General features: G+C 69.3%; 14 protein-coding genes. 13 read left to right on the top strand and 1 reads right to left on the bottom strand.

Annotated features, from left to right (window positions below; genetic code table 11):
- Positions 1-52: 52 nt before the first annotated feature.
- On the top strand, positions 53-544 hold the full coding sequence (locus tag BM43_RS06225; protein ID WP_025098944.1) for a 2,4'-dihydroxyacetophenone dioxygenase family protein: 492 nt from the start codon (positions 53-55) through the stop codon (positions 542-544).
- 61 nt (positions 545-605) lie between these two features.
- On the opposite strand, the gene BM43_RS06220 is transcribed toward BM43_RS06225, so the two are convergent.
- A complete protein-coding gene (locus BM43_RS06220) occupies positions 606-2261 on the bottom strand; it encodes an acyl-CoA synthetase (RefSeq protein ID WP_036056360.1) in 1656 nt (551 codons plus the stop codon).
- 156 nt (positions 2262-2417) lie between these two features.
- On the opposite strand from BM43_RS06220, the gene BM43_RS06215 reads away from it, so the two are divergent.
- From BM43_RS06215 to BM43_RS06160, 12 genes are all read left to right on the top strand, one after another.
- A complete protein-coding gene (locus BM43_RS06215) occupies positions 2418-3215 on the top strand; it encodes a Crp/Fnr family transcriptional regulator (protein ID WP_036056363.1) in 798 nt (265 codons plus the stop codon).
- 156 nt (positions 3216-3371) lie between these two features.
- Entirely contained in the window at positions 3372-6548 is a 3177-nt protein-coding gene (locus BM43_RS06210) for an efflux RND transporter permease subunit (RefSeq protein ID WP_036056365.1), read from the top strand.
- A gap of 39 nt (positions 6549-6587) precedes the next feature.
- Positions 6588-7943 carry an efflux RND transporter periplasmic adaptor subunit gene (locus tag BM43_RS06205; protein ID WP_036056367.1) on the top strand — a complete coding sequence of 452 codons (1356 nt, stop codon included), beginning with the start codon at positions 6588-6590 and terminating at the stop codon, positions 7941-7943.
- Between the two features lie 41 nt (positions 7944-7984).
- On the top strand, positions 7985-9508 hold the full coding sequence (locus BM43_RS06200; RefSeq protein WP_042283283.1) for an efflux transporter outer membrane subunit: 1524 nt from the start codon (positions 7985-7987) through the stop codon (positions 9506-9508).
- Positions 9505-10200, top strand: coding sequence for a heavy metal response regulator transcription factor (locus BM43_RS06195; protein WP_013690236.1), 696 nt, complete (start codon positions 9505-9507; stop codon positions 10198-10200). The genes BM43_RS06200 and BM43_RS06195 overlap by 4 nt, the downstream gene beginning before the upstream one ends.
- Before the next feature lie 7 nt (positions 10201-10207).
- Entirely contained in the window at positions 10208-11644 is a 1437-nt protein-coding gene (locus tag BM43_RS06190; protein ID WP_036056369.1) for a heavy metal sensor histidine kinase, read from the top strand.
- A 534-nt stretch (positions 11645-12178) separates the two neighbouring features.
- The gene (locus BM43_RS06185) at positions 12179-12544 is read left to right on the top strand and encodes a hypothetical protein (protein ID WP_052409058.1); all 366 of its coding nucleotides are present in this window, start codon (positions 12179-12181) and stop codon (positions 12542-12544) included.
- A gap of 25 nt (positions 12545-12569) precedes the next feature.
- The gene (locus tag BM43_RS06180; protein WP_036056371.1) at positions 12570-13040 is read left to right on the top strand and encodes a hypothetical protein; all 471 of its coding nucleotides are present in this window, start codon (positions 12570-12572) and stop codon (positions 13038-13040) included.
- Positions 13037-13702 (top strand): hypothetical protein, encoded by a 666-nt coding sequence (locus tag BM43_RS06175; protein WP_080741934.1) that lies wholly within the window; start codon positions 13037-13039, stop codon positions 13700-13702. The genes BM43_RS06180 and BM43_RS06175 overlap by 4 nt, the downstream gene beginning before the upstream one ends.
- Before the next feature lie 23 nt (positions 13703-13725).
- On the top strand, positions 13726-15165 hold the full coding sequence (locus BM43_RS06170; protein WP_036056373.1) for a hypothetical protein: 1440 nt from the start codon (positions 13726-13728) through the stop codon (positions 15163-15165).
- 119 nt (positions 15166-15284) lie between these two features.
- Positions 15285-15995, top strand: a complete 711-nt coding sequence (locus tag BM43_RS06165; RefSeq protein WP_036056375.1) for a C39 family peptidase — start codon at positions 15285-15287, stop codon at positions 15993-15995.
- A gap of 6 nt (positions 15996-16001) precedes the next feature.
- A complete protein-coding gene (locus BM43_RS06160; RefSeq protein WP_036056376.1) occupies positions 16002-16829 on the top strand; it encodes a hypothetical protein in 828 nt (275 codons plus the stop codon).
- The last annotated feature ends 151 nt before the right edge of the window (positions 16830-16980 follow it).

The raw sequence follows: 16980 nt of genomic DNA, 5'->3' as shown, positions 1-16980 counted from the left end.
GCCATGCGCCTCTGCCATAATCGCGCACCAGGACCACCCACCCCGCGCGCCCATGAGCTCCCCCGCCTCCGCCCCGCCCCTCGCGCTGCCGCCGATCCATTGCCTGCAGCACGACGACCTGCCGTGGCTGCCGATGGCCGACGCGCTGCCCGGCCTCGCCATCAAGTACCTGCATATCGATGTCGCCCGCGACGAGCTGAGCGTGCTGCTGCGCATGCCGGTCGGCACCACGCTGCCGCGCCATCGCCACGAAGGCACGGTGTTCGTCTACACGCTGGAAGGGGAATGGCGCTACCGCGAATACGACTGGGTGGCGCGCGCCGGCAGCACGGTGCTGGAGCCGGCCGGTTCGGTGCACACGCCCGAGACGCTGGCCTCGCCGAGCGGTGACGTGATCACCTTCAACGTGATGCGCGGCGACCTGGTGCTGCTCGACGAGGCAGGCCACGACGTGGCGCGCGAGAACTGCCGGGTGGCGCTGCTGCGGCAGCGGCGGCATGCGCGCGGCGCGCCGTCGGCGGCGATGCCTTTCGTCACGCGCTGAACCCGGCGCGCGGGCCCGGCCGCCCCCCCCCCCCGCCGGGAAGCGGCTGACCCGCCGCCGGCTAGTTCTTGCCGTCCGGCGCCGTGTCGATCGCGCTGTCCGACCGCACCAGCGTGCGCAGCTGGAACTTCTGGATCTTGCCGGTGGAAGTCTTCGGCAATTCGCCGAAGCGCACCGCCTTGGGCATCTTGTAGCCGGCCAGCAGGGTCCGGCAATGCGCGAGGATCTCGGCCTCGCTCGCCTGCATGCCCTCGCGCAGCTCGACGAAGGCGCAGGGCACCTCGCCCCACTTCGGATCGGGCAGCGCCACCACGGCGGCTACCGCGACGGCCGGATGCCGGTACAGCGCATCCTCCACCTCGATGCTCGAGATGTTCTCGCCCCCGGAGATGATGATGTCCTTGCGGCGATCCTTGATGCGGATGTAGCCGTCCGGCGTCAGTACGCCGAGATCGCCGGTATGGAACCAGCCGCCCGCGAAGGCCTCGTCGGTGGCGCGCGGGTTCTTCAGGTAACCCTTCATGCAGATATTGCCGCGGAACATGATTTCGCCGAGCGTCTCGCCGTCGGCCGGCACGCTCGCCATGGTGTCGGGATCGAGCACGGTCGCGCCGGCCTGCAGGTGGTAGCGCACGCCCTGGCGCGCGGTGCGCTGCGCGAGTTCCTCCTCGGGCAGTTCGGCCCAGTGCTGCTGGGTGGCGCATACGCTGGCCGGCCCGTAGATCTCGGTCAGCCCGTAGACATGCATCAGGTCGAAGCCGATCGACTTCATCTTGGCGATCACCGCCGGCGCGGGCGCGGCGCCCGCCACCTGGGCATGCACCCGGTGCTCGATGCCGGCGCGCCACTCGGCCGGCGCATTGGCCAGCGCGCCGTGCACGATCGGCGCGCCGCTGTAGTGGGTGACGCCCTCGCGGCGGATCAGCTCGAACACGGTGCGCGGATCGAACTTGCGCAGGCAGACGTTGACGCCGGCGCGCGCCGCGATCGCCCAGGGAAAGCACCAGCCGTTGCAGTGGAACATCGGCAGCGTCCACAGGTAGACGGCGTGCTTGGGCATGTCCCATTCCAGCAGGTTGGAGATCGCCGCCAGGTAGGCGCCGCGATGGTGATAGACCACGCCCTTCGGGTCGCCGGTGGTGCCCGAGGTGTAGTTCAGCGCGATCGCCTGCCATTCGTCGGCGGGCGGCGCCCAGGGCGTGTCGGGATCGCCGCCGGCGAGGAAGGCGTCGTAGTCGGTGGCGCCGCCGAAGCTGGCGGGATCGGCCGGCATCGCGTCGGCCACGCACACGATGCGCAGCCCCGGCAGTTCCTCGGCCGCGCGCCGCGCCACCTCGGCGTATTCGGTATCGACGATCAGCAGCTTCGCCTCGCCATGGCGCAGCATGAACAGCACCGAGGCGGCGTCGAGCCGCGTGTTGATCGCGTTGAGCACGGCGCCCGCCATCGGCACGCCGAAGTGCGCGTCGAGCATCGGCGGAATGTTCGGCAGCATCGCCGCCACCGTGTCGCCAGGCGCGATGCCGGCCTCCTTCAGCGCGCCGGCCAGGCGCCGCGCGCGGGCATAGGCCTCGCGCCAGGTGTAGCGCTGCTCGCCATGCACCACCGCGAGCCGATCGCCATACACCTCCGCCGCGCGCGCGATGAAATCGGTCGGCGTGAGCGGCACGTAGTTGGCCTCGCGCCGCTCCAGTCCCGTCTCGAACAATTGCGTCATGTGCTGTCTCCCGCGGGCGCGCCCGCTCGTTATTGGCGATATCGATCCGATCGTAATTGCGCTAGGCTACTCGGCGCATTGTGAGCCGTCTGTCATCGAAACGACAGACTCGCCCGCCGCGAACCCGCGTTATCCCTAAGCTCGCTAACCCTGTCCATGTCCGACGCCGCTTCCGTCACCCTGCCGGCCCTCGCCGAGACGGCTTCGCCGGCCACCGCCGATGCCGATTTCAGCGATGTGGCGGCGCTCGCCTGGCCCGAGCGCATCACGCCGGAACTGCTGGCCACGCTGTTCGCGCGCTGCGGCTGGTTCCGCGCGCTGGCGCCCGGGCACCAGGCTCGCGTGCTGGCCGATGCACGCGCCGAGCAGCGCGAGGCCGGCGACTGGGTGGCGCGCCGCAACGCGCCCTCCAGCGACTGGATCGGCGTGCACGACGGGCTGGTCAAGCTGTCGATCCACAACGCCTCGGGGCGCGGCTGCACGCTCTCGGGCGTGCCCTCGGGCGGTTGGTTCGGCGAGGGCAGCGTGATCAAGCGCGAGCTGCGCAAGTACGACGTGGTCGCGATCCGCCGCTCGCTGGTGCTGTTCGTGCCGGCCGACACCTTCCATGCCCTGCTCGACAGCAGCCTGCCCTTCACCGGCTTCGTGATCCGCCAGCTCAACAATCGCATGGGCGAATTCATCGCATCGATCCAGAACGCGCGGCTGCTCGAGGTCGACGCGCGGGTGGCGCAGGCGCTCGCGCAGTTGTTCAACCCCGATCTTTATCCCGATACCGGCCCGACCCTGCCGATCTCGCAGGAGGAACTCGGCATGCTGGTGGGCGTGTCGCGCCAGCGGGTCAACCAGGCGCTGCGCGAACTGGAGCGGCTGGGCCTGCTGGCACTCGCCTACAACCAGATCGCCGTGACCGACCTCGCGGGCCTGCGCGCGATCGGCACCGACCAGATCTGAGCACCGAAACCGGGCCAAATCCGCATTCCTGTGACGAATAGCCGGCCATTCCTGACAATTCGGCCATTCTGGTGTCAGGAAAGCGCCCCGGCCACCTGACTATCATCCAGTCCCAATCCTCGCCCCGCCCCTCGAGCCGCCCCTCCCGCCTCCCCCATGTGGATCGTCAATCTCGCGCTGCGCCGCCCGTACACGTTCATCGTGATGGCCATCATGATCCTGCTGGCGACGCCGCTCGCGCTGATGCGGACCCCGACCGACGTGCTGCCGTCGATCGACATCCCGGTGATCAGCGTGATCTGGAGCTACAGCGGCTTCTCGGCGCGCGACATGGCCGAGCGCATCACCTCGGTCCATGAACGCACGCTGACCACCACCGTCAGCAATATCGAGCATCTCGAATCGCAGACGCTGCCCGGCATCGCGATCGTCAAGGTGTTCCTGCAGCCGGGCGCGAACACCCAGACCGCGATCGCGCAGACGGTGTCCTCGGCGCAGTCGATCGTGCGGCAGATGCCGCCCGGCGCCACCCCGCCGCTGGTGATCAGCTATTCGGCGTCCAGCATCCCGGTGCTGCAGCTGGGTTTGTCCAGTTCCTCGCTGAGCGAGGAGTCGCTGGCCGACATCGCGCAGAACTTCCTGCGCCCGCAACTGGTGACGGTGCGCGGCGTGCAGATCCCCTCGCCCTACGGGGGCCGCACCCGCGTGATCTCGGTCGACCTCGACATGCAGGCGCTGATGGCCAAGGGCCTGACGCCCTCCGACGTGGTCAACGCGGTGGGCGTGCAGAACCTGATCCTGCCGACCGGCACCGCCAAGATCGGGCCCACCGAGTACCGGGTCGGCACCAATGCCTCGCCCGACACGGTGGCCGAGCTGAACCGGCTGCCGATCCGCACCCAGAACGGCGCGACCCTCTACCTGTCCGACGTGGCCCATGTGCGCGACGGCTTCACGCCGCAGACCAACGTGGTGCGCAAGGACGGCCAGCGCGGCGTGCTGATCTCGATCCTGAAGAACGGCGACGCCTCCACGCTGCAGGTGGTGGCCGCGCTCAAGGCGCTGCTGCCGAGCGTGGCGGCCACCTTGCCGGCGGACCTGAAGATCACCTCGCTGTTCGACCAGTCCGTGTTCGTGAAGGCCGCCGTGCAGGGCGTGATCCACGAGGCGCTGATCGCCGCGCTGCTGACCGCGATGATGATCCTGCTGTTCCTCGGCAACTGGCGCAGCACGCTGATCATCGCGGTGTCGATCCCGCTGTCGATCTTCACCTCGATCCTGGTGCTCTCGGCGCTCGGCCAGACCATCAACATCATGACCCTGGGCGGTTTGGCGCTGGCGGTCGGGATCCTGGTGGACGACGCCACCGTGACCATCGAGAACATCGAGCGGCACCTGCACCTGGGCACCGGGCTGCGCGAGGCGATCCTCGACGGCGCCGGGGAGATCGCGGTGCCGGCGCTGGTGTCGACGCTGTGCATCTGCATCGTGTTCGTGCCGATGTTCTTCCTGACCGGCGTGGCGCGCTACCTGTTCGTGCCGCTGGCCGAGGCGGTGGTGTTCGCGATGCTGGCCTCCTACGTGCTGTCGCGCACCCTGGTGCCGACCCTGGCGATGCTGCTGTTCCGCCGCGCCGGGCCGCATCCGGGCGACACCGACCCGGCCCAGGCGCGGCGAGCGTCGCGCTTCGCGCGCATCCACCACGGCTTCGACCGCGCCTTCGAGCGCCTGCGCGCCGGCTACATCGTGCTGCTGGGCATGCTGATCGTGCGCCGCCGGGTGGCCGCGATCGCCTTCCTCGGCTTCTGCCTGCTGTCGACCGGGCTGGTCTTCGCGCTCGGCCGCGACTTCTTCCCGAGCGTCGATTCCGGCAACATCCGCCTGCACATGCGCGCCCAGACCGGCATCCGCATCGAGGAGACCGCGCGCCTGGCCGACCAGGTCGAGCAGGTGGTGCGCGAGGTGGTGCCGCCGGACCAGCTCGACACCATCGTCGACAACCTCGGCCTGCCCTCGAGCGGCATCAACCTGTCCTACAGCAACGCCGGCACGATCGGCACGCTCGACGGCGAGATCATGATCGCGCTGAAGGAAGGCCACCCGAGCGCGCACCGCTACATCGAGACGCTGCGCCGGATCCTGCCGCAGCGCTTCCCCGGCATCGAATTCTTCTTCCAGCCGTCGGACATCGTCACGCAGATCCTCAACTTCGGGCAGCCGGCGGCGATCGACGTGCAGCTGCAGGGCAACGACGCGGTCTCCAACATGGCGATCGCCAGCCGCCTGCTCAAGCAGATCCGCACCGTGCCGGGCGCGGTCGACGCGCACATCCTGCAGCGCATCGACGAGCCGATGCTGACCGCCTACATGGACCGCACGCGCATGCAGCAACTGAACCTGTCGGCGCAGAACGTGGCGCAGAACCTGCTGATCTCGCTGGCCGGCACCTCGCAGACCACCCCGACCTTCTGGGTCAATCCGCAAACGGGCGTGCAGTACCCGCTGACGATCCAGACGCCGCAATATCAGATCCACTCGGTGGGCGACCTGCTCAGCACGCCGGTGGCGGCCAACGGAAACCTCGGCACACCCTACCAACTGCTCGCCAACCTGGCCGACCTGCGCCGCAGCGTCGACCCGGCGGTGGTCACGCACTACAACATCCGGCCGGTCACCGATCTCTACGTCAGCGTCGACGGGCGCGACCTGGGCGCGGTGGCCGCCGACATCGACACGCTGGTCGGCAAGGCGCGCGCGACGCTGCCGCGCGGCACCAGCATCACGCTGCGCGGGCAGGTCGAGACCATGCGCAGCTCCTACTTCGGCCTGGGCGCCGGGGTGGCGATGGCGATCGTGCTGGTCTACCTGCTGATCGTGGTGAACTTCCAGTCCTGGATCGACCCGCTGATCATCATCAGCGCGATGCCCGCGGCGCTGGCCGGGATCGCCTGGATGCTGTTCGTGACCGGCACCCACCTGAGCGTGCCGGCGCTGACCGGCGCGATCATGACGGTGGGCGTGGCGACCGCCAATTCGATCCTGGTGGTGGCCTTCGCGCGGCAGCGGCTCGATGCCGGCGTGCCGGCGCTGTCGGCCGCGCTGGAAGCGGGCGCCACGCGGATCCGCCCGGTCATGATGACGGCGCTGGCGATGATCATCGGCATGATCCCGATGGCGCTCGGGCTCGGCGAAGGCGCCGAGCAGAACGCGCCGCTGGGCCGCGCGGTGATCGGCGGCCTGCTGTTCGCCACCGTCTCGACGCTGTTTTTCGTGCCGCTCGTGTTCGCGGGCGTTCATCATCGCCTGGCGAAGCGGCGCGCGCATCGCGCCTAAGTGTCATGACCCCTGGATTCGTATAGACCGGTTGAACTCATGGAAGACAAACGTCACAGCGCCGTCGGGCTCCACGTCGACGAATCCGGGCTCGACCTGCCCGCCCGCGCGCAGGTCCGCCGACGCACCCGGCTCGCCCTGGTGGTGGTGGCCGTGGTGCTGGCCGCGCTCGCGGCGCGCACCCTGGTGGCCGACTATCTGAACCGCGGCCGGCTCGACCGGCTGGCCGAGCAGAACGCGCGCCAGTACGTGAGCGTGGTCGAGCCGAGCCCCTCGAAGGGCGATACGCGCCTGGCCCTGCCGGGCACCCTGCGCGGCTACGTGGAGGCGCCGATCTACGCGCGCGCCAACGGCTACGTGAGCCGCTGGGACGTCGATATCGGCACGCGCGTGAAGGCCGGCCAGGTGCTGGCCGAGCTCGACACGCCCGAGGTCGACCAGGAATACGCGCAGGCCGTGGCGCAGCGCCAGCAGGTGCAGTCCTCGCTGGCCCTGGCCAAGACCTCCTTCGATCGCGCCCAGCAGTTGCGCCAGCGCGATGCGGTCTCGCAGCAGGAGCTCGACGATCGCCAGGGCGCCTACAACCAGGCGGTGGCGAACCTGTCGGCGGCCGACGCGAACGTGCGCCGCCTCACCGAGCTGAAGGGCTTCCAGAAGATCGTCGCGCCGGTGGACGGCGTGGTCACCCAGCGCAACATCGATATCGGCGACCTGGTCAATGCCGGCAACGGCGGCGCCGGGCGCGCGCTGTTCGTGGTGACCCAGGCCGACCGGCTGCGGCTCTACGTGCGCGTGCCGCAGACCTACGCGCAGCAGGTCAGGCTCGGCCAGCACGTGGCGGTCACGCAATCGGAGCTGCCGGGCCAGGCCTTCGACGGCACCGTCACGCATACCGCGCAGGCGATCGACGTGGCTACCCGCACGCTGCAGATCGAGATCACGCTGCCGAACGCCGACGGCCGGCTGCTGCCGGGCGCCTACGTGAAAGCCACCCTGCCGATGGCCGCGGTCGGCACCCTGACGATCCCCGCCAATACGCTGCTGTTCCGCGCGGAGGGGCCGACGGTGGCGGTGGTGGGCGCCGACGGCAAGGTCGACCTGCATCCGGTGCAGATCGCGCGCACGCTCGGCAAGACGCTCGAGATCGACACCGGCGTGTCGCCGGGAGACCGCATCGTGCTGAATCCGAGCGATTCGCTCGCCACCGGCGACGTGGTGATCGCCAAGGCGACCGCGCCGGAACAGGTCGCCGGCAAGGCGGCGGGCAAGCCGGCATCGAATCCGGCCGCGAATTCGGCTGTAACTCCAGCCGTAAATTCGGCCGCAACGCCGGCCCCCGCATCGGCGGCAGCAGCGTCGGCATCGGGCGCTTCCGCGCCGGGGGCCGGATCGTGAGGACGCCGCGCGCCTCGTCCGGGCCCCGCGCCGGCACCGCGATGCGCCGGCCGGCAGCCATCGGCCTGGCGCTGCCGGCGCTGGCCGCCGCGCTACTGGCCGGCTGCGCGGTCGGCCCCGACTATCACCGCCCCGAGGTCGAGACGCCGGCCGCCTGGCAGCAGTCGGCGGGCGATACCTATTGGCAGCGCGCGCGCCCCTCGCATGCCTCGCTCACGCCCGACTGGTGGCAGGCCTTCAAGGACCCGCGGCTCGACGAGCTGGAAACGCGCGCGCTGGCGGCCAACCAGACGCTGGCCGCGGCCGCGGCCCATTACGCCCAGGCCAGGGCCACCCTGGCCTCGACGGCGGCGGCCCAGTTGCCCTCGGTCGGCCTGAACGCCGGCGCGAGCCGCGAGAAGATCTCGGCCGACCGCCCGCTCACCAACTACGCGCAGCGCAACCAGTCGACGGTCCAGAACGACACGCAGATCGGCGCGACGGCCAGCTACGAGCTGGACCTGTTCGGCCGCATCCGCCGCAACGTCGATGCCGCGCGCGCCAGCACCGAGCAATCGGCCGACGACCTGGCCAATGCCCGCCTGGTGCTGACGGCCGACCTGGCCACCGCCTACCTGGCGCTGCGCGAGACCGATGCCGAGATCGACGTGCTGAACCGCTCGGTGGCGCTGCAGCAGAAGGCGCTCGACTTCGTCAGCGCGCAGCACGAGCTGGGCGCCGTGTCGGGCCTGAACCTGCTGCAGCAGCGCTCGCTGCTGGACGCCACGCGCACCCAGGCGCAGTTGCTGCTCAACACGCGCCAGCAATACGAGCACGCGATCGCGACCCTGGTCGGCACGCCGGCGCCCTCGTTCTCGATCGCCCCGCGCGTGCAGCCGCTGATCGCGCCGGCCCTGCCGACCGGCCTGCCCAGCGACCTGCTGCAGCGCCGCCCCGACGTGGCCTCGGCCGAGCGCGCGATGGCCGCCGCCAATGCCCAGATCGGCGTGGCGCGCGCGGCCTATTTCCCGCGCATCGTGCTGTCGCCCGACATCGGCTGGGACGCCACCAACTTCGCCAGCCTGTTTACGGTGCCGTCGCTGCTGTGGTCGGTGGGCGCCTCGGTTTCGCAGCCGCTGTTCGAGGGTGGCCGCCTCAAGGCCGGCGTCGACTTCGCCCAGGCCGGCTACCAGGCCGCCCAGGCGAACTACCGGCAGACCGTGCTGGGCGCCTTCGAGGAAGTGCAGAACGCGGTGACGGGCCTGTCCACGCTGGACGAGGCCGAGCGGCGCGCCCGCGCCGCGCTGGAGGACGCGCGGCGGCTGGTCTCGCTGGCGCAGGACCGCTACGCGGGCGGCCTGACCGCCTATATCGACGTGATCAGCGCGCAACAGCAGCTGCTCACCAGCGAACGCCAGGAAGTGCAGATTCGTGGCCAACGTGCCGCGCTGGTGGTATATCTCGCAAAAGCGCTCGGCGGCGGCTGGTCCGCGACCGATCCGGCAGGCGGCCGCGACACGCCGGCCCGCGCCGGAGCGGGCGCGGCCGATCTCGCCGCCGGGCCAGCCAATGGGAAAGCCGAATGAAAGTATTGATCGTCGAAGACGAACCGAAGGTCGTCGATTACCTGAAGAGCGGGCTGTCGGAGGAAGGCTGGGTGGTCGACACCGCCACCGACGGCGAGGACGGCGCCTGGAAGGCCGTCGAATACGACTACGACGTGGTCGTGCTGGACGTGATGCTGCCGAAGATCGACGGCTTCGGCGTGTTGCGCGCGCTGCGCGCGCAGAAGGACACGCCGGTCATCATGCTGACCGCGCGCGACCGCGTCGACGACCGCGTGCGCGGCCTGCGCGGCGGCGCCGACGACTACCTGACCAAGCCCTTCTCCTTCCTCGAGCTGATCGAGCGGCTGCGCGCGCTGACGCGCCGCGCGCGCGTGCAGGAATCGACGCTGATCTCGATCGGCGACCTGCGGGTCGACCTGATCAGCCGCCGCGCCACCCGCAACGGCATCCGCCTGGACCTGACCGCCCAGGAATTCCAACTGCTCGGCGTGCTGGCACGCCGGCGCGGCGAGGTGCTGTCGAAGACCACCATCACCGAGCTGGTCTGGGACGTCAATTTCGACAGCAACGCCAACGTGGTGGAAACCGCCATCAAGCGTCTGCGGGCCAAGCTCGACGGCCCGTTCTCCGACAAACTGCTGCATACCATCCGCGGGATGGGATACGTGCTCGAGGTCCGCGACGAGCCCGAACCCGACCTGCGCCGCTGAGGTTGCGATGAAACGTTCGATTTCGCTGCGCCTGTCGGTGATGTTCGGCATCACCTCGCTGCTGGTGTTCTCGCTGATCGGCATCGGCCTGTTCGCGATGATGGAGCGGCAACTGTTCGCCGAGCTGCGCGCCACGCTGGAGACGCGCGCCAAGGTGGCCGAGATGATCGTCTCGCACGCCACCACCGCCGCGCGCTGGCACATCACGCAGGAAAAGCTCACCGACCTGCAGCCGCTGGACGGCTCCACGCGCTACATCGTCACCAGCGAGGATCCGGCCTTCCGGCTCGGCACGCCGATCGACGGCGAGCCGGTGGGCATGCCGATCGGCGCGTTCCAGCTGGTGCACTGCGTGGGCAGCAGCTACAACGTGATGACGCGCACCACGGTGATCCCGACCAACGGCGTGCGCCCCGAGCTGACCCTGATCGTGGCCGCGACCTGCGACCGGACCCAGAAGATGCTGCGCTTCATCGCGCTGACGCTGGCCGGGCTGATCGGCGCGGCCACCGTGATCGCGCTGCTGCTGAGCCGCGCGGTGACGCGCTTCGGGCTCGAACCGCTGGCGCGGCTCTCGAAGGAGGCCGCCGCGCTGAGCCCGGCCAACCGCAAGCAGCGCCTGCAGACCGATGCGCTGCCCAGCGAGCTGCACGACCTGGCCAGCTCGTTCAACGGCGCGCTGGAGCGCATCGAGCACGCCTACGACCGGCTCGAGTCCTTCAATGCCGACGTGGCGCACGAGCTGCGCACGCCGGTCAGCATCCTGATCGGCCAGACCCAGGTGGCGCTCAGCTCGCGCGATCGCAGCGTGGAGCGCATGCAGCGCACCCTGCAGTCGAACCTCGAGGAATTCGAGCGGCTGCGCGTGATCGTCAACGACATGCTGTTCCTGTCGCGCAGCGACCGCGGCGAGCGCGCCACCAATCTCAGCGACGTCTCGCTGGCCATCGAGGTGTCGCGCATGCTCGACTTCCTGGAGGTCTCGCTGGAGGATGCGCAACTGCGCGCCGAGCTGACGGGCGACGCGCGCGCCAGCGTCGATACCTCGCTGTTCGGCCGCGCGATGACCAATCTGCTGATCAATGCGATCCAGCACTCGCGGCCCGGCGACACGATCCGCGTGAAGATCCGCGCCGCGGAGGAGCAGGTGATGATCGCCGTGTCGAACCCGGGCACGCCGATCGATCCCGCCGTGCGCGCGCACATGTTCGAGCGCTTCTACCGGCTCGAGGAAGCGCGCAGCAACAGCAACGAGAACCACGGGCTGGGTCTGTCGATCGTCAAGGCGGTGGCCGACATGCACGGCGGTTCGGTGTTCGTGGCCTGCGACGAGGGCTGGAATACCTTCGGCTTCTCGGTGATGGCGCGCCCCGCCGCCACGCCGGCCGACGCGCGCTCGCCGCTCAAGGGCTTGCCGCACAACGCGGCGCTGCGGCCTTCCTGAGCCGCTGTCGATCCCCGCGCCGATGACAGCGCGGCGGCTTGCCGATCGGCGAGCCGCCGCGTTTTTTCATGCCGGGCCCTTTCAAGCCAGGCGTGCCGCGCGCCGCGCCGCCTCGCCTCGGCGGCCCTGCGTGGTTTCCCCGATTCCTCAGCCCTTTCCTTACGATTTGGCAACAGCGCGTTTAACAATCGTTTCCTCGCTGATACGTTCAGGCGCGCCCCATGGCGCCGCGCCAAGCCTTGCCCCGGGTTCGTCGTCTCCCGGTGAAAGCCTCGACCCGCGCGGATTCTACGGCACCTCGACGAGCCATTCGGAAAGACTTGCCGGCCGTGTCCGAGCCGCCCGCGATGCGAACCGGGCCGGCTCGTATCGCCTCGGCGACGTCGCGCCCCCTGCCGTGTTACGTCGCTGATACGTTTTCGCGCGCCGCTCCCCCGCGCCACGCCGCTCATCTCGACATCGACCCAGCAACGGCGCGCCTCTCGCGCCGCTGGCACGCTATTCGCTGAATGTCTCGCACAACGGAGAACCGCGATGCCTGCCCTGAACCGCCACCTCTGCCTGATGCTCACCGCCGCGCTGCTCGCCCTGGCCTCGATCCCGGCCGCGCAGGCGCAGGTGATTCCGCTGGCCGCCGCGATCGGCGACGAAGCCGCGCCGGAGATGTTCGCCGGCCTGCGCGAGCTGCCGCTCGACGAGACCACGCTGGCTGCCCAGCGCGGCCGCGCGGCCGGCATGACGATGATGGTCTCGGCCTCGCCGACGATGCTGGCCGGCGCCGGCAACCACGTCACGCTGTGGGACGAACTCGCGCCGCCGGCCCTGCCTTCGCCGCTGCCGATGCCGGCCGACGCGCCCCGCCCGATGCAGGGCAACAGCCTTACCCTGACGCGCCGCTGATCCGGCCCGCCGCGAGGACATCGCCATGAACCGCTCGACCGCTTCCTTGCTTGCCGCACTCGCCGCGCTCGCCTGCGCCGCGGGCAGCGCGCAAGCCCAGCAGGTGCAGAACCCCGGCGACATCATCGTGCTGCGCACGGTCACGCCGCGCATCGCCTACCGGCCGGTGCCGGTCGAGCAGGATCCGGTGGCGGTGCGCGCCACCACCTTCCCGGCCAATACCTTCGATCCGATGATGGCGACCGTCGTCTCCGATCTCGACCTGACCAACGCACGCGGCTCGGTGGGCGTCGTCACCGGCACGGTCGGCAATACCAACGCGACGGTGGCTGCCGTCACCCAGGTGCTGACCTCCGACCTGGCCGGCCCGATCGGGCGCGGCAACGCCGGCGTGATGGTGCCGACCGCCGGCCTGGGTGGGCTCGGCAACACCATCTCGACCACCATCACCGGCGCGATCTCGCCGCTGGTCACGGCACTGGGAGCGATCAAATGAGCCGCCGCCCTTCACGCGCCTTCGCATCGAACGATCGTTTCGTCATCCGAATCGTTTTCGATGCTCGCGCCATGCTGGTCTGTGCGCTGGTCGCGGCCGCGATGCCGCAGGCCCAGGCGCAGGCGGTGCCCGACGTGTCCGGCACCGCCGTGATCGGCGCCAACGCGGCGCGCGGCATCAGCGGCGTGCTGAGCATCAACGAAACGGCCGGGCTCGACAACGCCCAGGCCAACCAGCTCGCGATCGGCATCGGCTCGGCGGCCGGTGCCGGCGTGTCCTCGCTGCAGGCGGCCGGCGCCGCCGCGCATACCGGCGACACGAGCGTGCGAATCGAGGGCGGTGCCCTCTCAAACCTGTCCGGTGCGGCGATGGTGAATCAAAGCGCGGGCAGCGCGAATCTTCAGCGCAACAGCATGGCCATCGGCACGCTGGGCGTTGGGATCGAGGCCGTTTCGGACAGCGAACTGTCCGAAACGGCTCCGAAGGCTGGAGGCCTGGGAATACCGGCGGGGGGCCGGGATAGGCGGGATGTGTCGATTAGCGGCGACGCATTCAAGCATATCAGCGGAATCGTACAAGTCAACCAGACAGCCGGCGCCGGTAACTCCACGGCAAATAGTTTTGTGCTCCGTCCCCCGGCGGGCACGCTTTTTATCAACTAGCCACTTCTGTATCGGAGCGCATCATGAAACGCACTGTCATTGCAGCCGCGGTTCTCGCATCGGCGGCCACCGGCTCGGTCCACGCAGCAGACGCTTTCCTCTACAACGTCACCGGGGTCACCGAGGCGGTCGGCATCTTCGGCTTCGTCGGCCTGTATGGCGCGGTCGGCGTATCGAGCACGGCCGGCGCCGTGATCAACAACAACCAGGCGGTCTCGCTGAATCATGTGTCATTGCACCCGCTCGCCCAGAGCTACACCAAGGGAGCCGTGACGACCACGGTCGACAACGTCCACTCGTCGACCAGCGACTACGGCCAATCCTATTTCGCCACGGGACACGGTTCCTCGCTTGATGCGTCGATGCAGACGAACGCCTCGCAATCGATGTCGCGCAGCGGCAGCAGTTGGATTGCCGGCGGCTCGTACAGCACCGCCTCGTCGCATCAAAGCGCAACGGTCAACCAGTCCGCCAGTCTGCATCAGTCCGGCAATACCGGCGGTTCGGCCTTCTTCGCAGGCGGAGCCGCTGGCGCCTCGGGCAGCAGCCAGTCCGGGCAGATCAGCGGTTATTTCCTGCCAGGCCTGTTCGGTTTCGTCGCCGGCGGCAGCGCCTCGCAGAATCAGAGCGGTTATATCGTCGGCGCCGCCGGCGCGGTGTGGGGCGGAACCTCCTACACCAATGCCACGGGATCGGCGCATCAGCATGTCGATGCGAGCGCGAGCCGCACCAATTCGCAATTCGGCACGGCCTGGAGCGCCGGCGGCATGCAAAGCCAGTCGCAATCCTCGCAAAGCGCGTCGATCTCCGCTCACGAAACCTCCTCCGCATGGCGTACCACGCTGTGGGGTTTCAGCAACGACTACAACTCGTCAACGGTCTCGACCACGGGCAGCGTCACACACTACATCGATACCGAAAAGCCCGGCTCGCTGACCGCAACCACCGGCCTCGATGCCGCCACCGGCGTCAAGGGCAACCTGGGCGTGAACATCGCGGAAGGCATCAACAACGCGCAGAGCAACGACGTGGCCCTGGCCTCGGTCGACGTCGGCAACGTGTTCGGCAATGCGCAGATCTTCAGCAATCAGTCGTCGATGGGTCACGCCAGGATCGACAACTTCATCCTGAACGCCTCGATCGGCGACGGCTCGCTCGCGCAGGTGTCCGGCAACATCGGCGTGAACGTCGCATCGGGTATCGGCAACGTGCAGAACAACAGCCTGGCCGGCTCGATGACCACGGTTGACGCAGCGCATGCACGGACCGTCGCGATGGTCGCCACCGACGACAACACGCAGATCGCCAACGCCCAGGTCAGCGGTCGCTTCGTCGGCACCGCCGCGCTCGGCGGCTATACCCTCACCGGCGCCACGGGCAACATCGGGGTGAACATCGCCGGCGGTGTAGGCAACCTGCAGCACAACGGCCTGGCCATCGCAGCACTGAACAGCGGTCACTGATCGCTGCCACGACGTCCCGCATCGCCCATCACGGCGGCGCGGGACGTCGCCTTGTGCTGTTCGCGCCAGTCGCATCGCCGCGCTCGTTGCACCGCGCGGCAGTCTCGGGGGAGACGCCCATGTCAGCGGTATCCGATCATTGGCCGGCCCGGCTCGTCGCCTTGTGCGCGTGCTGGGCCCTGGTGCCGGCAGCCGTCGCGCAAGCCAGCGTGGAAACGCTGCCGTTTGCCGGCGTGCCGCTGCACAAGCCGGTGCGCTCGATGTACGAGCTGCGTCATCGCGACATCGTCAACCAGCAATTCGATTTCAGTTGCGGCTCGGCCGCGCTCGCCACCCTGCTCAAGTACGGCTACGGGATCGATATCCCCGAACCCGAGATGATCGCCCGGATGATGGAGTTTTCCACCCCCGAGGTGGTCGTCAAGCACGGCTTCTCGATGCTCGACATGAAGAAGTTCGTCGAGACGCTCGGCCTGCGCGGCCGCGGCTTCCGGGTCGGCACCGAAGCGCTCTACCAGTTGCAGATCCCCGTCATCGTGCTGATGAACATCGACGGCTACGAGCACTTCGTGATCGTCAAGCGCGCCGCCGAAGGCCGCATCTTCATCGCCGATCCCGCGCTCGGCAACCGCATCGTGTTCGAGCAGGACTTCGCGAAGTCCTGGAACGGGCTGGTGTTCGCGGTGGTCGGCAAACCTTTCAGGGAGGATTCCCCACTGCTGCAAAACAACGAATCGCTGGCGCTGAAACTGCGCGAACAGGCGCTGTCCACCGGCTCCGCCGCGATTCCGTTCGTCGAGTACGGCTTGATCAAGGCAGACCTGTTCTGACCCATCATGAATCGCTCACTCTCGTTCCTGCGCGATGCGGCCTGTGCGGCCGCCTGCGCACTCACCGGCAGCGCCGCCCTGGCTGTCTCGCCCGCCGGCATGTCGCTGCCGTTCGCCGGCGAGCCCGGCGCCGCGGCGCTGCCGGTCGTCGCGGTCGACGACGACGTGCTGGCCCGTCAGACCGGCAAGTTCGCCGACGCGACGATGATCTCCGGCGTGGTCGTCAACCTGCTCTCGCAATGGCAGTTGCCCAACGGCGCGCTGGCGGTCGCCCAGGGCACCCTCAACATCGTCGCCAATGCCGCCAACCAGCTCTCCGCGCAGGTGCAGACGCTGGCCAGCGTGGTCGGCGGCGACAACGCCGGCCCAACCGGCGCCCAACCCGGCAACGGCGCGAGCGGCGGCCAGTCGATCCGCGTCAACGGCGTCTCGCAGGTCACCCAGGTGGCCGGCAACGGCAACGCCGGCAACAACGGCATGTCGATCGACTTCGGCTCGAACGGCAAGCTGCTCACCATGCTGGCCGGCGCGAGCAACGCGCCCTCGGCCAGCGCGTCCAATGCCGACGGCTCGATCCGCGCCGCCATCTCGTTCGGCGCCAACGGCGTGACGCTCGCGCTCAACACGCCGGCCGGCCTCGCCACCCAGACCATCGCGCCGGCCGCAGCCGCCCAGGCCGGCTCGATCGCCCAGCTGTTGCAGATCACCGGCAACCAGCAGGTCGTCTCCAACCAGTTGCAGCTGCAGTTGCGCACGCAACAGATGTCGGCCGGCGCGCTGCGTCAGGCTGGCGTGCTGCAGGCGCTGCAGGCTGCCTTCCCGGTGAGGAAATGAGGCGGCGCGCAAGCCGCTGATCGATCGATAACGATGGCGCCCGCGTGCAGACCCGCGCGACGGACGCCGATGACAGCACAAGGGATGTGCCGCGCCTTTTGCCGCCGGGCGATTGCCCCGGCGAGCGGCACGCCGAACTCGCTTCCTGACA

The organism is Burkholderia gladioli, assembly GCF_000959725.1.
Lineage (GTDB): Bacteria > Pseudomonadota > Gammaproteobacteria > Burkholderiales > Burkholderiaceae > Burkholderia > Burkholderia gladioli.
Note: the sequence above shows the minus strand (reverse complement) of the source record. Positions and strands in the feature narration are given on the sequence as shown.

Bases quoted from the DNA above. Each gene is read 5' to 3' on its own strand.
- BM43_RS06225 (WP_025098944.1), top strand. From the start codon at position 53: ATGAGCTCCCCCGCCTCCGCCCCGCCCCTCGCGCTGCCGCCGATCCAT.
- BM43_RS06220 (WP_036056360.1), bottom strand. From the start codon at position 2,261: ATGACGCAATTGTTCGAGACGGGACTGGAGCGGCGCGAGGCCAACTAC.
- BM43_RS06215 (WP_036056363.1), top strand. From the start codon at position 2,418: ATGTCCGACGCCGCTTCCGTCACCCTGCCGGCCCTCGCCGAGACGGCT.
- BM43_RS06210 (WP_036056365.1), top strand. From the start codon at position 3,372: ATGTGGATCGTCAATCTCGCGCTGCGCCGCCCGTACACGTTCATCGTG.
- BM43_RS06205 (WP_036056367.1), top strand. From the start codon at position 6,588: ATGGAAGACAAACGTCACAGCGCCGTCGGGCTCCACGTCGACGAATCC.
- BM43_RS06200 (WP_042283283.1), top strand. From the start codon at position 7,985: ATGCGCCGGCCGGCAGCCATCGGCCTGGCGCTGCCGGCGCTGGCCGCC.
- BM43_RS06195 (WP_013690236.1), top strand. From the start codon at position 9,505: ATGAAAGTATTGATCGTCGAAGACGAACCGAAGGTCGTCGATTACCTG.
- BM43_RS06190 (WP_036056369.1), top strand. From the start codon at position 10,208: ATGAAACGTTCGATTTCGCTGCGCCTGTCGGTGATGTTCGGCATCACC.
- BM43_RS06185 (WP_052409058.1), top strand. From the start codon at position 12,179: ATGCCTGCCCTGAACCGCCACCTCTGCCTGATGCTCACCGCCGCGCTG.
- BM43_RS06180 (WP_036056371.1), top strand. From the start codon at position 12,570: ATGAACCGCTCGACCGCTTCCTTGCTTGCCGCACTCGCCGCGCTCGCC.
- BM43_RS06175 (WP_080741934.1), top strand. From the start codon at position 13,037: ATGAGCCGCCGCCCTTCACGCGCCTTCGCATCGAACGATCGTTTCGTC.
- BM43_RS06170 (WP_036056373.1), top strand. From the start codon at position 13,726: ATGAAACGCACTGTCATTGCAGCCGCGGTTCTCGCATCGGCGGCCACC.
- BM43_RS06165 (WP_036056375.1), top strand. From the start codon at position 15,285: ATGTCAGCGGTATCCGATCATTGGCCGGCCCGGCTCGTCGCCTTGTGC.
- BM43_RS06160 (WP_036056376.1), top strand. From the start codon at position 16,002: ATGAATCGCTCACTCTCGTTCCTGCGCGATGCGGCCTGTGCGGCCGCC.